The sequence below is a fragment of the Promicromonospora sp. AC04 genome, assembly GCF_003058225.1.
GTDB lineage: Bacteria > Actinomycetota > Actinomycetes > Actinomycetales > Cellulomonadaceae > Promicromonospora.
The window spans coordinates 58,923-74,501 of record NZ_QBUG01000015.1 but is presented as its reverse complement, the minus strand read 5'-3'; the positions used below and the strand labels follow the sequence as shown (position 1 = coordinate 74,501).

General features: G+C 71.3%; 14 protein-coding genes. 1 reads left to right on the top strand and 13 read right to left on the bottom strand.

All coding sequences use genetic code 11. The features are described from left to right. Positions 1-11: 11 nt before the first annotated feature. The 4 genes from C8K30_RS28470 to C8K30_RS28455 form a co-directional block, all read right to left on the bottom strand. Positions 12-764: a hypothetical protein gene (locus C8K30_RS28470; protein WP_233257544.1), complete on the bottom strand. Its 753-nt coding sequence runs from the start codon at positions 762-764 to the stop codon at positions 12-14. A gap of 1 nt (position 765) precedes the next feature. Then, entirely contained in the window at positions 766-1,833 is a 1,068-nt protein-coding gene (locus tag C8K30_RS28465) for a ParB N-terminal domain-containing protein (RefSeq protein ID WP_108496275.1), read from the bottom strand. Beyond that, positions 1,826-2,791: a hypothetical protein gene (locus tag C8K30_RS28460; protein ID WP_108496274.1), complete on the bottom strand. Its 966-nt coding sequence runs from the start codon at positions 2,789-2,791 to the stop codon at positions 1,826-1,828. The genes C8K30_RS28465 and C8K30_RS28460 overlap by 8 nt, the downstream gene beginning before the upstream one ends. 439 nt (positions 2,792-3,230) lie before the next feature. Next, positions 3,231-4,001: a bifunctional DNA primase/polymerase gene (locus C8K30_RS28455; RefSeq protein WP_158281156.1), complete on the bottom strand. Its 771-nt coding sequence runs from the start codon at positions 3,999-4,001 to the stop codon at positions 3,231-3,233. A 565-nt stretch (positions 4,002-4,566) separates the two neighbouring features. Between C8K30_RS28455 and C8K30_RS30545 the strand changes: the two genes are divergently transcribed. Continuing rightward, positions 4,567-5,016, top strand: a complete 450-nt coding sequence (locus C8K30_RS30545) for a hypothetical protein (RefSeq protein ID WP_146197625.1) — start codon at positions 4,567-4,569, stop codon at positions 5,014-5,016. A gap of 155 nt (positions 5,017-5,171) precedes the next feature. Here C8K30_RS30545 and C8K30_RS28440 read toward each other — a convergent pair whose 3' ends face one another. The 9 genes from C8K30_RS28440 to C8K30_RS28400 all read right to left on the bottom strand — a co-directional run bounded on the left by C8K30_RS28440 (position 5,172) and on the right by C8K30_RS28400 (position 15,468). Further along, positions 5,172-8,921, bottom strand: a complete 3,750-nt coding sequence (locus tag C8K30_RS28440; protein ID WP_108496270.1) for a LysM peptidoglycan-binding domain-containing protein — start codon at positions 8,919-8,921, stop codon at positions 5,172-5,174. 11 nt (positions 8,922-8,932) lie between these two features. Continuing rightward, on the bottom strand, positions 8,933-9,397 hold the full coding sequence (locus tag C8K30_RS28435; RefSeq protein ID WP_108496269.1) for a pilus assembly protein TadG-related protein: 465 nt from the start codon (positions 9,395-9,397) through the stop codon (positions 8,933-8,935). After that, positions 9,394-9,786: a TadE/TadG family type IV pilus assembly protein gene (locus tag C8K30_RS28430; RefSeq protein WP_158281155.1), complete on the bottom strand. Its 393-nt coding sequence runs from the start codon at positions 9,784-9,786 to the stop codon at positions 9,394-9,396. Before C8K30_RS28430 ends, C8K30_RS28435 begins: the two co-directional genes overlap by 4 nt. Positions 9,787-9,911: 125 nt before the next feature. Continuing rightward, positions 9,912-10,439, bottom strand: coding sequence for a TadE/TadG family type IV pilus assembly protein (locus C8K30_RS28425; RefSeq protein WP_108496267.1), 528 nt, complete (start codon positions 10,437-10,439; stop codon positions 9,912-9,914). A gap of 47 nt (positions 10,440-10,486) precedes the next feature. After that, positions 10,487-11,395: a type II secretion system F family protein gene (locus tag C8K30_RS28420; RefSeq protein WP_108496266.1), complete on the bottom strand. Its 909-nt coding sequence runs from the start codon at positions 11,393-11,395 to the stop codon at positions 10,487-10,489. Then, positions 11,392-12,351, bottom strand: a complete 960-nt coding sequence (locus C8K30_RS28415; RefSeq protein ID WP_108496265.1) for a type II secretion system F family protein — start codon at positions 12,349-12,351, stop codon at positions 11,392-11,394. Before C8K30_RS28415 ends, C8K30_RS28420 begins: the two co-directional genes overlap by 4 nt. Beyond that, on the bottom strand, positions 12,348-13,934 hold the full coding sequence (locus C8K30_RS28410) for a CpaF family protein (protein WP_108496264.1): 1,587 nt from the start codon (positions 13,932-13,934) through the stop codon (positions 12,348-12,350). The genes C8K30_RS28415 and C8K30_RS28410 overlap by 4 nt, the downstream gene beginning before the upstream one ends. Continuing rightward, positions 13,931-14,803 (bottom strand): hypothetical protein, encoded by an 873-nt coding sequence (locus tag C8K30_RS28405; protein ID WP_108496263.1) that lies wholly within the window; start codon positions 14,801-14,803, stop codon positions 13,931-13,933. Before C8K30_RS28405 ends, C8K30_RS28410 begins: the two co-directional genes overlap by 4 nt. Beyond that, the gene (locus C8K30_RS28400) at positions 14,803-15,468 is read right to left on the bottom strand and encodes an SAF domain-containing protein (protein ID WP_158281154.1); all 666 of its coding nucleotides are present in this window, start codon (positions 15,466-15,468) and stop codon (positions 14,803-14,805) included. Before C8K30_RS28400 ends, C8K30_RS28405 begins: the two co-directional genes overlap by 1 nt. Positions 15,469-15,579: the final 111 nt, after the last annotated feature.

Genomic DNA, 15,579 nt, shown 5'->3' with positions numbered 1-15,579 from the left:
CACCAGGTCTCTCAGTGCAGGGCCCGGCCGGGCGTGGACAGCCGCAGCAGATAGCACTGGTCAGCGCTCGGAGAGCACACCAGGAACACCGTGAACTGCACCGGCTCCTGGACGCTGACTGGTTCGCCGTCCCAGACCCCGGCCCGGTGCCGCACCCCGGTCACTGTGCGCGCCGTCGTCCCCGCCGCGAGGGCGCCCTCGGGGGCCTGCTCGACCGCTTGGTCCCACGCGTCCGGTTCGACGACGTCGGTGATCTCGATCCACTGCCGCGTGCGGTACTGGACCAGGTGCGTCCAGGCCTGGTCGTTGGGCAGGTAGGTCCGCAGGTCGACCAGCAGTCCCGGGGTCTCCTCGCCGGTGGGGTCGGCCACCACCAGGAGCCGCTCAGACAGGTCCGGAAGGCTGGTGCTGCCTGTGTCCCAGGTGAATACAGTCTCGGCTACCGCTCGGGCGAAGGCGTCCGGGTCTGAGATCTGCGCGAGAAGTGCGTCGGGCGGCAGGATCGGGGTGGCTGCCACACTCGGGTGCGTGTCGGGGTCGGGCGCGGCGGCGGTCGGCGAGGGCGCCACGACCGGCGGCTGGCCTGCGGGGTCCGTCGTCAGAAGGCGCAGGGCCGCGATGAGCGCGACGACGCCCAGGAGCGCGATGACCAGGCTCAGCACCCGGTTCCGGGCGATCCAGTACCGCACAAGCATCAGTGCGCCCCGAGGGCCTCTACCCGACAGGTTCGATCCCATCGGTGTCGAGGTGTTGGTGGTGGGCATCTCAGGTCTCCGTCCGGTCGCGGCGTGCTGCCTCTGCTTGGTCGCGTGCGGCGCGCGCCGCGGCGGCGAATCGGGAGGTCTGGTCCAGGACCCTCTCGAACACCGCCCAGTCCGTGTCGTCGGCGCCGGCGCCGACATCGGCTGGGTCGTAGTGCTCCCACCACCCGTCCATGCCCTGCCACAGCAGGGCCCACGCGCGCAGCGAGTGCCGCCCCTTCACGGGGTGCCCGCCGCTCTCGTCGGTCCGGTTTGTCTCTGGCGCGGGCCGGGTCAGGCGCTCGACGGCGGCGGCCACGACCTCGGCGACCTCGTCCTGGCCTACCGGCTCGACCGCCTGTGCCCTCGGGTCGACGGCCGCCAGCTCGGCCCGGACGCGGTCGTACAGGGGAAACACCGACGCGCCCTGGCGGACCTGCTCCAGTGCGTCGGCGGCCATGATCCGGATCCGGTCGGGACGCGTGGTGTCGTCGGCGATGTCCGACAGGGCAGCGATCCGGTCCAGGCGCGTGTAGGACGCCTTCCCGGTGACCATCCGCGCTGCCTGGGCCCTGGTGCGTTCGCGCAGGTCACGCGGTGGTGCCAAATTGGCACCACCGTCGATGTCCACTTCGTCCCCCTGCCCCGGGGTGTTGTTCGTGGTGGTGCGGGCGTCGCCGTTGGCGCCGAAGCGGCCGGTGGCCTGGCGGCGGGCGGCGTCCTCGGCCAGGAGCTCTTTGATCTCCCGGTAGAGCTGCGCTGCTTCGACGTCATCCAGCGGCTTGCGCAGCTGCTCTTCGTCGCGTTCGGCCAGCACCTCCTGCAGTCGGCTGGAGATCCCGCGGCGTACCCAGGGGCGGGTGGTGGCCCATCCCAGGCGCTGGATCGCGATCAGGCGCCGGTACCCACACACCAGCAGCATGTCCGGGGTGACAGTGATCGGCTGCAGCAGCCCGAGCTGCTCGATCGAGGTGGCCAGGGCGTCGATGTCGCCCAGGTCCTGGCGGTGCCGGTCCCCGACGACGATCGAGTCGACCGCGACGTCCAGACGCAGCAGCCCCTCGGCGGAATCCTGCTTCTGGGTCTCAGGCATCGCACTCCACCTCCAGATCAGGCTGTGTCGAACCGGCCGAGCCCGCCGGGTGAGCCGGGCTAGCGGCCAGGACCGCGCGGACTAGGCGGTCGTCGGCCAGGAGCTCGGTCGTGCGCTGCCCTCGCATAAGCCGGGCCAGCAGTCCGTCGCGCACCGCGAGGGCGGGGTGGTGGGGGTGGCCGAGCACGACGGCGCACAGCGCGGTCCACTGCCGCAGCTCCAGGTCGAACCGGCCCAATGCGTTCTTGTCCCGGCGCAGGTACTCGAACGCGCGGGCCGTGTCCCCGGTGATGGTCAGCCGCTCGGTGATGTAGGCCAGGCATGCCCGCGCGTCGGTGGGTTCCCAGCCGAAACCGGCCAGGACCTTCGCCGCGATGTCAAGGGCGGTGCGGGCCTCGACCGGCGCGATCTGCGATGGTCGCGACGAGGTGACGTCGACGACGTCGAGATGGTCCAGCACGGCTGGGTCGAGCGAGACCGTGTCCACTGGGTCCGCGGTGGTCGGGAGGGTGTCGAGGCTGCGGGCGCCGTCCAGCTCGTAGTCCGTGAACCGGGTGGCCTCGTGCTGGTCGGAGGTCAGCAGCCGGCGGGCGCGGGACTGGTCGCACAGCAGGCCGTTGGCGCGGTCCTCGGCCATCAGCGAGAGCTGCACGGCGCGGGTCACCACACCCCACGGGTCCTGAGCCTCCAGGGTGGCCGGTGCCCGTAGGACCTCGAACGCCGCGACGGCGGCGTCCTGCTGGGTCTGCCGGTACCGGGCTGCCAGCGCCCCGTACTTGGCCATGCAGAATTCCAGGAGCTCTGTCGCGTCCGGGTCTTTGGCCCAGGCGTCGCGGCCGTCGATGTGCAGACGGATCAGCAGGACCCGCAGCCCCTCGCTGGTCGCGAACAACGGTCGCCCCGCGTCGGGAGTGCTCGTCTCGGGAGCGGTGGAGGTGGGGAGCGTGGTCGTGGTCATCAGATGCCCATCCCTTCGGTGCCTTGCTGCGGTCTCGACTCCCGGACACTTCCCCGGGCTCGCGCCGGGGCTGGTGTCTCGGAGGCGTTTGGTGTGCGGTCCGGGGTGACCAGACGCTTCGCCGCGCCAGCCGCTCTCTTGGCCGCGGCGGTGGGTCGGCGCAGGGCTCGACGCATGAGGGCGGCGTGCAGGTCCACGCCCCGTGCCAGGACCCGCCCAGTCAGCACGGTTGGCAGATCCCCGACACGGATCCACGTCACCTGCGGATCCTTCTTGGACCGGCCCGGGGTCTTGGCCTGCCGGGTCTTGGGGCGGGTCGGGTCGCCGAACGCGCCGGGGTTCGTGCTCGGCGACGACGCCGGGCTCTTGGGCTGGGCCGGTCCGGAGCGCGGGCCACGACCATGCTGCGGGCCATGCTGCGCGTAGGGGCTTTGCGGGTTCACAGGCTCACCACCTCGGGAGGCCGGCGGCCAGGGCTGCCGGGATCGGGACGAGACAGGGACCGCACACCAGGCGCGGCGGGACGTGAGGCCACCGCGGGTACAGGCACCTGGGCGGCCCGGGTGGCAGGTCCGGCCGCTCCAAGTACAGGCGCCGTGAGCTCCTCCGAGGAGGGGGTTAGGTAGCGGCGCAGGGCGACGGCATCGACTGGCCCCGTTAGGGGGTTGCTGGACCCGATCAGCTGGTATCGGCCCACCGTGCCGTCGGGTCGCTGGACCAGCGAGGGCGGCAGCACGACGTAGCCGCGATCGCCGTGGAACTCCACACCGGACCCCGGTGCGGTCCAGGACCGCTGGGTGGTCTCGGGCGAGCGGAGGAAGATGAGGTGCAGCCCACCGGACGGGGTGGCCACCGCCAGACCCGGCCGGGGCATCAGACCCGTATGTATGGCCCGCTGGATCCCGTCGAGGCCTGACCGGGCGTCGCGGTCGGGGTGGACCTCGACGACGTCTAGCCCTGAGGTGGTCCCCGTCGGGATCGCGAGGTTGGCTGACGGGTAGCGCGACCACCACCACGCCACCTGGTCCGGATCCGCCGACGCGGCACGAGGGCCACGTCCGGTCAGAGGACGGGTGCTGCTCTGGCTGCAGGGGAAGACTGGCACGCCCGCAACTGCGAGCATCTGTGCCGCCTCGGCGGTACCGGTGGCCGTGGCGGCGCGGCGCATCACCGCCAGCGGCGCCAGGTCGAGTCCGTGCGTGGTGTCCATGGGATCGACCATGACGACCCGACGCACCCTTTTGCGCTCACCTTTGCGGCCGCACACCACGGGTGTGCGCGGCGTTTGTGCAGGTCAGCATGTGCACACCAAGTCGTCCAGGATTGGTTTGGCAAGTGGGCGGACTTCTGGGCGCGACCACGACAGAGAGCCGTTGGCAACGTCGTCCGACGGGTGAACCTGCTCCGTCCTTCCGGCGTCGTGTCGTGATCGCTCATAGGCTCATTGCCATGGACGCCGTGCAACTGTGAGTCGAGTCTCCGCCTCTGCTCTCGGGGGCTGCGCTGAGAGTGCTTCCGGGAGCCCTCATCCGCACGTGCGCTCTTCTTGCGTCGGGGATGCTCGTCCTTGAGACATCGGAACTCGTCGAGGCTGACGATGCTGCTGAAGGGATGGTTCTTGTCGGGCCATCCCGCCTCACGCACGCATTGCGCGAATCGAGCCGGCGCCATGGTGTCGGTCAGGTCTGGCAACCTTGGCTCTACCCCTCTAGCCTGTTTCGCCCGGCGAGCGGGGCTCTTTACCAGGCGACGTACGAGCCGATCGCAATGTCCGCTTGGAGCTGCCACGCGAGGTCGAGTCCGAGATGGTCGCGGTTCGCAACCTGCGTTACGGCAGCCCGATGAAGGTCGTCGTCGAGATCATCGGCGTCTTGGGTCTGCCCGGCCAGGTTGCAACCGGCATGGGCGCGGCGGCGGTGTTCGTGAAGGCTCTCAAGACCGTGCTTGAAAGTGATGCTCTCCTGCACCCCTTCCTTGCCTATCGGGCAAGTGCTTCACGCCTGCGAGTCGATACGGCGCGAGACGAACGTGAGACCCATGAACTTGAGCAAGGCGGTGGGCAGGAGAGGCGCCAGGAGCTTGAGCGAGTGGCAAGCGTGCCGCTCCCCGAGCCCGAGGCATCCCAAGGTGCGACGGCCGCGCTCGACGCGGGCCTGAAGAGCATGTACCCAGGCCACGAACGCGCGGGGCAAGTCGCGCGGGTCCTCGTCGCGAGCTCACCGTAAAATGCTGGTGCGTTGGCGCGATCGGCCTGGATGGATGCCACGGTTGGTGTTGTTGCCAGCACGAATCTGGTCTACCCGGGCGACTAGGACCGTCATCCGTCAGCGCGGAGGGCAGGACCGTGTAGGCGGGTCGGCACGATGACGGCAGTGAAGCTTCACTCCTTGCGGGGGTCTGGACGCGGCGTGATGATCCCGTGGCGCGAGGCGATCTCACGGGTGCGGTCGGGCGGGTCGGGTGGTGGCCATCCGTCGTCGGTGCGGTCGTAGATCTCCTCGGCGAGCCGTTTGCGGGCCAGCTCGGCGTGCCCGGTGACGAACTGGATGGTGATGTCGTCCAGGCGTGAGGTCTCGTCGTCGGGGTTGGCTTGCCTGCCGACCTGCGCGGCCCACCGGGCTTGGTCGTAGTTGTTCTCGGCCATGGCTCGGGTGCAGACCAGGTGGGCGACGTCGCCGATGGCGGCAGTCATGGTGTGGTCGAGGCGGTCGCCTTCGAACAGCCACGTCCAGCCCCGGGTGCGGGTCTTGTCGAACGGTCGGCCGCGCACCAGCCTGAGCGCGGTGATCAGGTCGTCGATCCCGTCGGAACCCAGCGCCTGCCCTCGCGCGTACAGGCGCTGGAACAGGTCGACGTCGACCAGGAGCCCGTCGACCTGATAGGCAGGCCGGCCCGTGGCAGCGAACGCGGCGCTCTGGTTCGCGTCGGGCAGGTACAGGCGTCCGGTGCGGGGGTCGGTCCCGAGCCAGGCCCTCACCCCGGTGACCAGGGACCGGGCCCGGCCCGGTTTGACGGCGAAGTCCTCGGCGAACTGCGCGCCGCTGGTGCCGTTGGGGTGCAGCGCGAGATAGGCGAGCGCCTCGACGTGCAGTGCTTTGAGCCGGGCCACCTCGGTGAACTCGCCGTACGCGGTCGCGGTGACCGGTCCCAGCAGCATCAGCCGGGCCCGGTGGTACCGGTCCGGGTCGAACCACGCGGCCACATCGTCATCCAGACCGGGGTCCGCGTCTTGCACGGCTCGTGCCTCCTCCGGGGACATCACGGGTGCCAGGGCGTCGACGTCGGCGGCTGTCGTGGCGGCGTTCTCGACGTAGCGGGTGGTCGGTGCGGGCAGGAGCGACCAGGGGCCCGCAGGTGCCTGAGGATCAGCGGGGCGTGGCTCGGTCGGTTGGGCCGTGTCTTGGCCGGGGTCAGCCGGCGCAGACTCAGCAGCGCCCGGAGCGCTCGGGCCGGGCTCGCTGACGCCCGCTGTCGCATTGGGCGTCTCGCCGGGCGCCGTCTGGTCGGCTGGCTCAACCGTCGTTATTTGGGGAAGCGGGTTGGTTGTCTCGCGGGTTACCTCGACGATGGCGACGGAGGCGGCCAGCTCGTGTTCGGTGAGCCCGACGGCTGCCAGGTCCCAGCCGAGCTCTGGCACGCGCAGCCGCCCGTCGTCCCGGACCTCGAGGACGAGCCCTGTCGGTGTGGCCTGCGCGGCGTCCGCGGACGTGGTGGCGGTATCCGGGGCGAGGTCGACGACCACGGCCCCGGTGCGTTCGTCGGCGGCACGCAGCGCCGAGATCAGGTCGCTCAGGGCGGACCTGGTGGTCGGGCCGATGCCGGTGGTGGCGATGACGGCGTGGTTCCAGTCCCATTCCTGGGCCGGTATGTGCAGGGCGCTCTGGACGGCGTCGTCGACTTCCGTCACGCAAGCGAGGGTGTCGGAGTCGTCGGCGTGGTCGTGGTGGTGACCGGCCTCGGACAGCCCGGAGACCTGCCATCCGGTGGCCAGGGTGTGGAGGGTGGTGTTCTCCGCCCAGGGGTGCAGCAGAAGCTCGGCGGTGACGTACCTCCCGAACGCTGCCACCGCCTCCGGGTCGCCGGTCACGGTCACGGCCCGGGCCTGCTCGAGGTCGAGCAGCCAGGTGTGCCCGTGGGCGTCCATGCCGACGCTGACCAAGAGCGGGTACGGCGCCAGCAAGTCATCGGTCGCCGGCGGTGCTGCCGCCAAGGGCGCGGTCCAGCGGGTACCGGAACCGACCCACGGCAACGGCAGGTCTGCGGGCCGGGCCAGGTGTGCGACGGCGCCGGTGTTGGTGAGCTCGATGGCGACCAGCTCCGGCCGGGTCACGGCCGGGTCGTCCAGGCGCGGTCCGGCCAGGGCGCGCAGCAGCCGGTCGAGCGCGTCGATATCGCCGTCCCGGGTTGGCCCGGTCACGTGGACGGTCCGCTCGGTCGCCACGGTCTGCCGGGGTGCGGGTGTGATGGTGCGGCCGGGCCGCCGGTAACGCCACTGGGCAGCGCGGCGTCGGCGCACTGCCACCAGGAGCCCGGCGGCCAGCATCGCTCCGGCACCGGCCAGTCCCGGCAGCAGCCACGCCGGCCCTACGATGTCGACCTCGTCCTCCCGGTCCGCATCGCCCGGGGCAGGGCTGGTGGTCTGTGGCTCGGGTGTGCGCCGCGGGGCGGGTGAGGCTGGGGTGCCGGGAGCCCAGGGATTGGTGTGCGGCGTGGCCTGCTCGGTGTGCGATGCCTGCCCGGTCGGTCCCGGGGAGGGCACACCACCGTGCACACCCTGGTGTGCGCCAGACCCACCGAGGGCCGGCTCGGTCACGGGGTGCGGGGACTTCTCGGCATCTTCGGCAGGCGCCTGATCCGGTCTGCCGCTCCGGTTCGGCTGCGGGGCCGGGTCGTGCTCGGAGCTCGCGCGCTGCTCCTCGTCTGCCGCTGCCCCGCCACGGTCGGCGGCGTCGCGTCCCGAACTGTCGCGGTCGGACGGAACGGGCGTGCCGACCTCCGGTGCGGTGTCACCCTCCGGCGTCGCCTGCGGCAGGTCGCGATCACGGTCGGCGGATGGTGCCGACGAAGACGAAGGCTGTGCATTGTCCGCCTCGGGCAGGGTCTCTTTCCGGGGCGGCGCAGGTGTGACGGCCGGGATGGTCAGGCGCCAGCCGGGCTTGATGTGGTCGGGATCGGTGAGCCGGTTGCCGTCGGGTTGCACGGTGTGGGCCGAGGCGCGGGCGACGTCGGCGTAGCGGCCGGCGTCGCCGAGCTCGTCCAGGGCGATCTGGGACAGGGTGTCGCCCTCGTCGACCACAACGGTGGTGGCACCGGAGCTGCCGGCCGGTGACGCCTGGAGTGCGGCTGGCTCAGCGTTGTCCGCAGGAGCTGCCGCAGCGTCGGGTCCGTCGTCGTGGTCGGGTGCTGCGGGCAGGCGCAGGACGGTGCCGGGGATCAGGAAGTCGGGCCTGCCGGCCAGGACGTCCCGGTTGAGGTCCCGGATCTCGGTGAACCGCATCGCGTCACCGAGCTGCTCTTGCGCGATGCTCCAGAGACTCTCGTCCTCGACCACTGTGTGCGGCACGGTCCGCGGCCGGGCCGCCTCTCGCCCAGGCGCCGAGGGTCGCTCGCCCGGGCTGTCCGGTGCGGTGTGCGTAGGCGTGCGGGCTCCGCCAGCCCTCTGACTGGTGGTGTGCGGCACGACAGTGTCGGTGTGCGACGCTGCTGCGTCGGCAGCCGGCACGTCGGCCAGGGCCGGCGGAACGGACACGACGAACAGCAATGACGCCGTGGTCACCAGGCGCCGCGCGAGCCCCCGCGGCAGCCCGAACAGGCGCGGCCGGTGGACACGGCCGGTCACTGCGGCCACCTCCAGGGCAACGGTGAGCGTGAGGTAGGCCCAGGCGGCCCAGGTCACGCAGCCCAGGACGATCAAGGCCAGGGTGCCGCTGGCGGGGCTAGTCAGGATCAGCCCCAGGTCGTCCCAGCCGAACCCCGCCGGCAGCAGGCGGTGGCGTGCCAGCTCCAGGACGATCGGGAGCCCGAGCACGAGCAGCAGCAGCCCGGTCGTGGCTGCCAGGCCCCGCATCCGGTCGCCGGTGGCGGGTCGCGCACCGGGGTGTGCGGCCCGGGTGGTGGGTGGCGTCGTCATGGGCTTCCTCCCTACTCGGTCGGGTACTCGGTTCCTGCCACGGTGCGCACCAGGCGCGCGGTGGCGGTGCCGGACACCTGCATCGGCCCGGCGATCGATCCGACGATCGGCGACCGGTAGGTGTCGGCCACAGTCACGGTGATCTCGGCGTCGGCGACGGTGACCGTCCCCGACACCCCCGCAGAGGTCAGGTAAGCCTGCGCGGCGGCGCGCGCCGCATACGGATCGACCGTCAGGATCTGGGCGCCAGCCGTCGCACCGGGTGGGCTGATGGTGACTTGCTGCCCGCCGGTGCGCGCAGCCTGGGCGGCGAGGTCGTTGGCGCGTTGCTGGGCGTGCAGGGTCCCGCCGAACTCGACCAGGAACGCTGCGCACGCCAGCAGGGCCAGGACCATGACGACCAGGAACGGCAGCATCGAGCCCGCCTCAGCGTCCGCCGCCGGGGTGTCGCCGGGGGAGGAAGGGTGCGGGGTCACTGTGACCTCCAGGTGTCGACGGGCGAGGACATGGACGCGGTAATCGCCATCGGTCGACCGATCGGTGCGCCCAGCCGGCGCGGATCCAGGTGGCAGGTGACCGTGGCGGACACAGTGGCCGCCTGCCCAGGCGGGGCCTGTAGCCCGGTGGTCTCCACGGTGACGTCCGTGGCCGCGCAGCGCAGGTCCTGGCTGGTCAGGGTCATGCTCGCCGCCGCGTACGCGTCGGCCTGTGCCACGGGTGCGGTGCGCGCCAGGGAGGCGGTACGGGCGGCGTCGGCCGCCGCGGCCTGCACGGACTGCTGCGCCAGCGCGAACAGGGCACCGACGACAATGGCCCAACCCAGGAGCAGGATGGGCACGATCGTGATGGCGACCTCGATCGCCACGACCCCGGACTCGCCTCGGACGGTTGTGGCCCGCTTCGTGTCGCCCCGGTGAGAGCGGTCAGACCAGCGGCCCACTGGACGGAAAGCGTCCGGTGACAGCATTGCTCGCGTAGTCAGTGAGGTGGTCATGGCGTTCTCGTGCCGGTGGGTGCGGTCAGGCGCTCGACGGGCATGGACGCGCTCTGGGTGATGGTCCAGTCCCCACCGCCCACCAAGGACTGGGTGCTGCCGGTCAGGGTGACGGTCGCAGTGGTGTCGGTGAGGGTGACCGTTGCGCGCGGGAAGAGCAGGAAGCCGCGCCCGGTGGTGTTCGCGAACTCGACGGCGGCGGCCTGGCCGGACTGGGTGGTGCCGCCCTCGGCGCTGGCCACGCGGGCTCCTTCGCTGGCGGCAGCGATCGCGACCTGTCGCCCGGCGAACCACAACATCCCCTGGATGCAGCCGATGATCAGGGCGAGCACCACCGAGAACAGGATCGCGGTCTGGATCGCGGCCTGTCCGGCCTCCCGCCGCCCGGCTGAGCCACGTGCCCACCCGAGCGCCCTGGGTCGGTTCGGGGACGGGTGGGGGACCGGCGCGACGGCGCGACGGGGCCGGACCCGGGCAGCGGTCCGGTCCTGGCGAGTGCAGGGTGTCGCGGTCGGGGTGGGCACAGGGGTCCTTTCTCGTCGCCGGAGGGTCTGGTCGGTAGGTGTGCGGGCTAGACCGGGGTGAGCAGGCGCATGACCGAGGGCGCCAGGAGCAGGAGGAGGAACGTGAGTGCCATGAAGGCACCGGAGGCGCTCATGCGGACCGCGATGGCGTTGGCGGCGGCCAGGTCCTGGTTGCGCAGGGCGTTGCGCTGGGCCTTGGCGCTGTTGCGGAGGTTGTCGTAGATGGCGGTGTTCTCGGTGGCCGCCTGCTCCAGGGTCTCGGCCAGCTCACGCAGCTCGGGCACGCCGACTTGGTCGGCCAAGTCCTTGAGCGCGTCCCAGGGCCGCACACCGGATGTCCGCGTCTTGTCCAGGGTCGCGGCGATGCGGTTCAGGACCCAGGAGCCCGTGCCTGTTGCGGCGTTCTCCATGGCCTGGGGGACGCCGGAACCGCTGATGCGTCGTTGGGCGAGCAGCCCGGTGTACAGGGACAGGCCGCGTCGGAACTCGGTGCGCGCCTTGGTCGCCTTGTCGGCCACCGTGTAGTGCGGGATGTGGAACATCGCGGCGGCCAGCAGCAGGGTCGCGGCGGCCGGCACGGTGAACGGCACTGCGATTCCCAGCAGACCGAGTGCCGCAGCCAGCAGGGGTGCGGTGGCAAGCCCGGCCAGGGCGCAGCTGACCTGTTCGCCGTAGAACCGGGTGGGCAGGATGCCCAGCAGCGCAAGGTCCCGCGCAGGTGTGCGCAGCCAGAGCCGTGCCGGCAAGGTGTTCTGGGCCCACCGCCCCAGGCGGTCCGTGCTGCCCAGCGTCGCGGGCTGCTCGCGCGGGTGGGTGCGGGACGGGTGGGTGACCGGTGCCAGGCGGGTCAGGGCGTCGGCAAGGTCGACGTGCCTCGGCCAGAACCATGCCACCAGCAACGCGAGGGTCAGCGCGAACGATCCGCCGGCCAACGCCGCCCAGCCCATCCCGGTCATGACGTGCCCCCCGGCCCGGCCGATAGGCGACCCGAGGACAGGCCTGCCGCATCCTGCGGCCGGCTCCCCGGCGTGGCGGGTGCACCTGCCGGAGTTGGGCGTGCGGGTGTGAAAAGGCGGCCGGGGCCGGGGCCGTTTGACATCCGGTTGAACCAGAACAGGGTCAAGGCGAACAAGCTGGCCAGGACAAGGAACACCAGCTGGCCCAGCGGGGTGCGGTAGGGCTCGATGTAGGTCCCGTTCAGGAGCATCACGATCACTACTCCGACAGTGATCACGGTCAGCCAGGTCGCGGTGACGCGGTAGGTGGCGCGGTTGGCCTCGACCTCGCGGCGGGCGCGGACCTGGTCGGCGACGTCGTCGGCCAGGTCGTCCAGTACCTTGACCACCGGGCCGCGCAGCTCCATGGCGGTGGCCAGGGACTGGGCCACCATGTCGCCGGTGGGGTCGGCCAGGTCGTCGGCGAACGCGAGCAGTGCCCCACGAGGATCCCCTCGGGACTCCAGCCGTGCCGCCAGAAGGCGCACCTGCGGTGCGATCGGTGCGGGCGCGGAGGACGCCGTGGCCTTCAGGGCATCTTCTAGGCCTTTGCCGGTCGAGAGCGACCCGGCCAATGACCGGGTCCAGTCCTGGATCGCTTCCAGGCGAGCGATCCGCTCAGCCGGGACCCGGTTGGACAGCAGCGCCGGTACCCCCAGCGTGGTGACCGGTCCGACGATCATCAGCAGCGGCCATCCGGTGAGCAGCCAGGCGGCAAGCCCCGCAGTGGTCCCGATCCCGAGCAGGATCCGGGTTCGGCGCGGCATCCGCACGAACGCCGCCCTAGCCCGACGGGCCAGGCCCGCACGGGGTGGCCGGGCGATCTCGGGTGCGGGCCGGGGTGCTGGCAGCAGCGCGTAGACCAGACCCACCAGGCCCCCCGCGATCAGCGCGCCCGAGGCGGCCGCGATGATCATGACCGCACCCCCGCACGGGGTCGGGCAGCAGCCGGGTTCAGTTCCTCGGCAAATCCCTGCAGGTCGAACCCATCCAGCTGCTGGTACTCCAGGTCGGGCATGATCGTCGCGACGGCGGCGCCGCCGGGCCCGGGGCCGAAGATCTGCGTGGCGGCGTACCCGGTCTCGCGCTCACCGGGGGTGACCGCGATGATCTCGGCGACCTGGCGCCGTGCCTGACTGTCGTGGTCGTAGGACAGGTCGATGTGCACTATCAAGTCGATCGCGTGGGCCAGCTTGGACGTCGCCAGCTCCTGGGTGACCTGCACCTCACCCTCCATCGCGCACGTCACCAGCTTCCGGATCGCGGCGATCGCACTGGTGGCGTGAGTGGTGGACAGGCTCCCGGTGCCCGACTCCATCGCCTTGATCATGGGCCACACTTCCGCGCCGCGGACCTCGCCCACGATCAGCCGCGACCGGTTGTACCGGAAGGAGCGCCACAGGGCCTCGCTGATAGTCGACTCCCCGGCCTGTTTCCCGTCCGGGCTGACCTCACCGGACCCGGGGCGGGCCTCCCACGCGATCACGTTCGGCCGCAGGTCCTGCAGCCCGAGCTCGTACTCGGTCTCGAACGTCGCGATCCGCTCGGTCTGCGGGATCTGGTCGCACAGCGCCCGCGCGAGCGTGGTCTTGCCCGCGTTGGCGGCCCCGGACACCACGATGGACTTGCGCGCCCTGACCGCCGCGGCCAGGAACGAGGCCGCCACCGGCGACAACATCTTGAGCTCCACCAGGCGGTCGAGCGTGACCTGGACCAGCCGGTGGCGGCGGATCACGACGACGGGCCGATCGGTCACCCAGGCGGAAGCGGCCAGGCGTGCACCGCTCCTGGGCAGGCGGATGTCCAGGAAGGGGTTCCTCTCCGAGAACGGTCGGGCACCTGACTCGGATCGGGAGGCGATGTCCTGCACCAGGTTGATCAGTTCCTGGTCGGACTCGGCGACCGGGGGACCGGGCACCCAGGAGCCGTCCGCCAGCTGCAGCTGGACGTCGCCGTGACCGTAGATCTCGACGTTCTCGACCTGGTCGTTGTCCAGCAGTGGCTGCAACCGCCCCATCCGGAACAGGCTGTTGAACACGGCCTCCTTCAACGCCGCCCGCACGGCGACGGTGAACTCGCCCTTGCCGTCGTTGTGCCGGTCGGTGGATGCCTGCTTCACGAGCCGGTTGATGGCTGCCTCACCGGCTGCCTCCCGCACCAGGCCGTCAGTACCGGGCGCGAAGCTCTCGGCCTGCTCGTCGGAGACCTGCTTGCGCAAGTCGTCGACCAAAGTCCACCAGTCGTTCGGCGCCCCGACCGGCGCCGACCGAGGCACCTCGAACGACCGGTCGATCGCCCGCCCGTTGTGCCCATGCGCGGCGGATGCCCCGGGCGAGAACGTGCGATCCGTGCCGTCGGCATCTGGGTGTCCTGCTCCGACCCAGGGGTTGGCCGGGCGACGCAGGTTGGGCGGCAGGCCGGAGGGTACCTGGCGTGTGAACAAGGGCAGCGCCGCCGGGTCGGCCGCTCCCTGCGGGCTGGTACGAGGTTCGGCCGTCATGCCTGCCCCCGTCGTCGATCAGCAGCAGCGGTCCAGACCGCCGCGGGATCCGAGGTCCGATCCGGTTCTCGATCCACGGCCCGAGCCGGCACTTGGTTCGGTGCAGCGGGAACTGCTGGGACCAGTGCGGCTGGTGGTGTTCCGGTGGCAACACGGGCGTGCAGGTCCCGCGCGGTGGCGCGCAGGGAGCGGGCGAAGGCGCCCATGCGGAACCAGGGACCGGGTGCTGCGCCCTGGTGATACACGGCCGCGTCCTTGGGTGCGAAGGGGATGGTCCCGGCCAGTGGAGGCCCGAGTAGCTTCGCGGCCCCTCGCGCGGAGTAGGGGCGGCCGGGACCGACGACCAGGAGCCCGGCCCGCCGCCACAGGCCCGTGCGCGCGATCAGGTCGGCATGCGACCGTGTCGCGGCCAGCGCCGGCAGATCGGTCCGGGTTACCAGCAGCGTCAGGTCCGCCCGTTGCAGCAACAGCTCAGGAGACTCGGCCATCCCGAGGCGCCCGGCATCCACGATCACGTCCTGCCCGACCGCGTCCAATCCGGCTAGCACATCGGCCAACGGCTCCCACAAGCCACCCAGTTCCCGTGCCTCGATATGAGACCGCGCCCCTGGCACGAACCGGACCGTGTCGCTGATCTGGACCGCCACACGGTTCAGCACCTCATCGACGGGTTCGGCGGAGAACGCGACCTCCAGCAGACCGGTGTCGTGGTCGCGAGCGCCCTGGAACCAGCCCGCCAGGATCGCTGATCCGCCTACCGGGTCGGCCTCGACCAGCAGTATCGGGCGTGGCCAGGCCACTGCGAGCCCGAAGGCCGTCGTGGTGACCCCGGGAGATCCGGATGCCGAGCACAACACGATGACCGCCATCAGCCCTCCTCAGTTTCGGGTGAGCCGCTGGGCTCACCGGACTCATCAGTCGGGTCGGTCTCCTCGTCGGTGGAGGTACTGGTGTTCGCGTCGGTGTCGAGCTCGCGAGAGTCCAGGACGAGCGTGACCTTCCCGGCGGCCGCTTCGGCGGCCAGGGTGATCGCCTCCTCGTGGGTGACCAGGACGTCGACGACGGTCTGTCCGTCTGGTGCGGGCGGGTTGACCGCGACGACCTCGGCCTCGTGGAACGTCGGGGTCTGCTCACTGGCCGGGTCGGTGGCCGTGACCACGGCCCGCACCCGGTCTCCAGGCAGCAGGGCAAGCCCGGGCGATGCGGGGGGCGGCAGCACGATCCCGAGCACCGACATGCCCGACGGGGGCACCAGTTGCTCGGTCATGGCACCAGTGGTGAGGGCCGTTCCGGCCGCGACATCCCATGCGGCCCGCTGACCGACCACGTCAGCCCGCGCCCCGGCGCTCACCAGGTCCAGGGCGACGTCGGCCCCTACCTGCGCCTCGGTCAGGTCCTCGGCCTGGATCACCGAGCCCCTCACGATCGTGTCGCGCGCTACCAGCACCGTGCGGGTATCGGTCAGCGTTGCCCACCCAGTCACCGCGGCCAGCACACCGACGCCGATCGCCGCCACCATCACCACAGCTAGCACGGGACGACGCCTTAGCTTCGGTGGCGCGAGCCTGGTTCCTGCGGGCGGCACACCAGGCGACGCTGGTCCTTGCGTGGTCGTGCTCGTCATCTCCACTACCCCCTTGACTGC

Excerpts from the sequence above, each read along its gene's own strand:
- C8K30_RS28410 (WP_108496264.1), bottom strand. The coding sequence starts at position 13,934 with ATGACGGCCGAACCTCGTACCAGCCCGCAGGGAGCGGCCGACCCGGCG.
- C8K30_RS28470 (WP_233257544.1), bottom strand. The coding sequence starts at position 764 with ATGCCCACCACCAACACCTCGACACCGATGGGATCGAACCTGTCGGGT.
- C8K30_RS28465 (WP_108496275.1), bottom strand. The coding sequence starts at position 1,833 with ATGCCTGAGACCCAGAAGCAGGATTCCGCCGAGGGGCTGCTGCGTCTG.
- C8K30_RS28455 (WP_158281156.1), bottom strand. The coding sequence starts at position 4,001 with ATGGACACCACGCACGGACTCGACCTGGCGCCGCTGGCGGTGATGCGC.
- C8K30_RS28420 (WP_108496266.1), bottom strand. The coding sequence starts at position 11,395 with ATGACCGGGATGGGCTGGGCGGCGTTGGCCGGCGGATCGTTCGCGCTG.
- C8K30_RS28415 (WP_108496265.1), bottom strand. The coding sequence starts at position 12,351 with ATGATCATCGCGGCCGCCTCGGGCGCGCTGATCGCGGGGGGCCTGGTG.
- C8K30_RS28440 (WP_108496270.1), bottom strand. The coding sequence starts at position 8,921 with ATGACGACGCCACCCACCACCCGGGCCGCACACCCCGGTGCGCGACCC.
- C8K30_RS28405 (WP_108496263.1), bottom strand. The coding sequence starts at position 14,803 with ATGGCGGTCATCGTGTTGTGCTCGGCATCCGGATCTCCCGGGGTCACC.
- C8K30_RS28460 (WP_108496274.1), bottom strand. The coding sequence starts at position 2,791 with ATGACCACGACCACGCTCCCCACCTCCACCGCTCCCGAGACGAGCACT.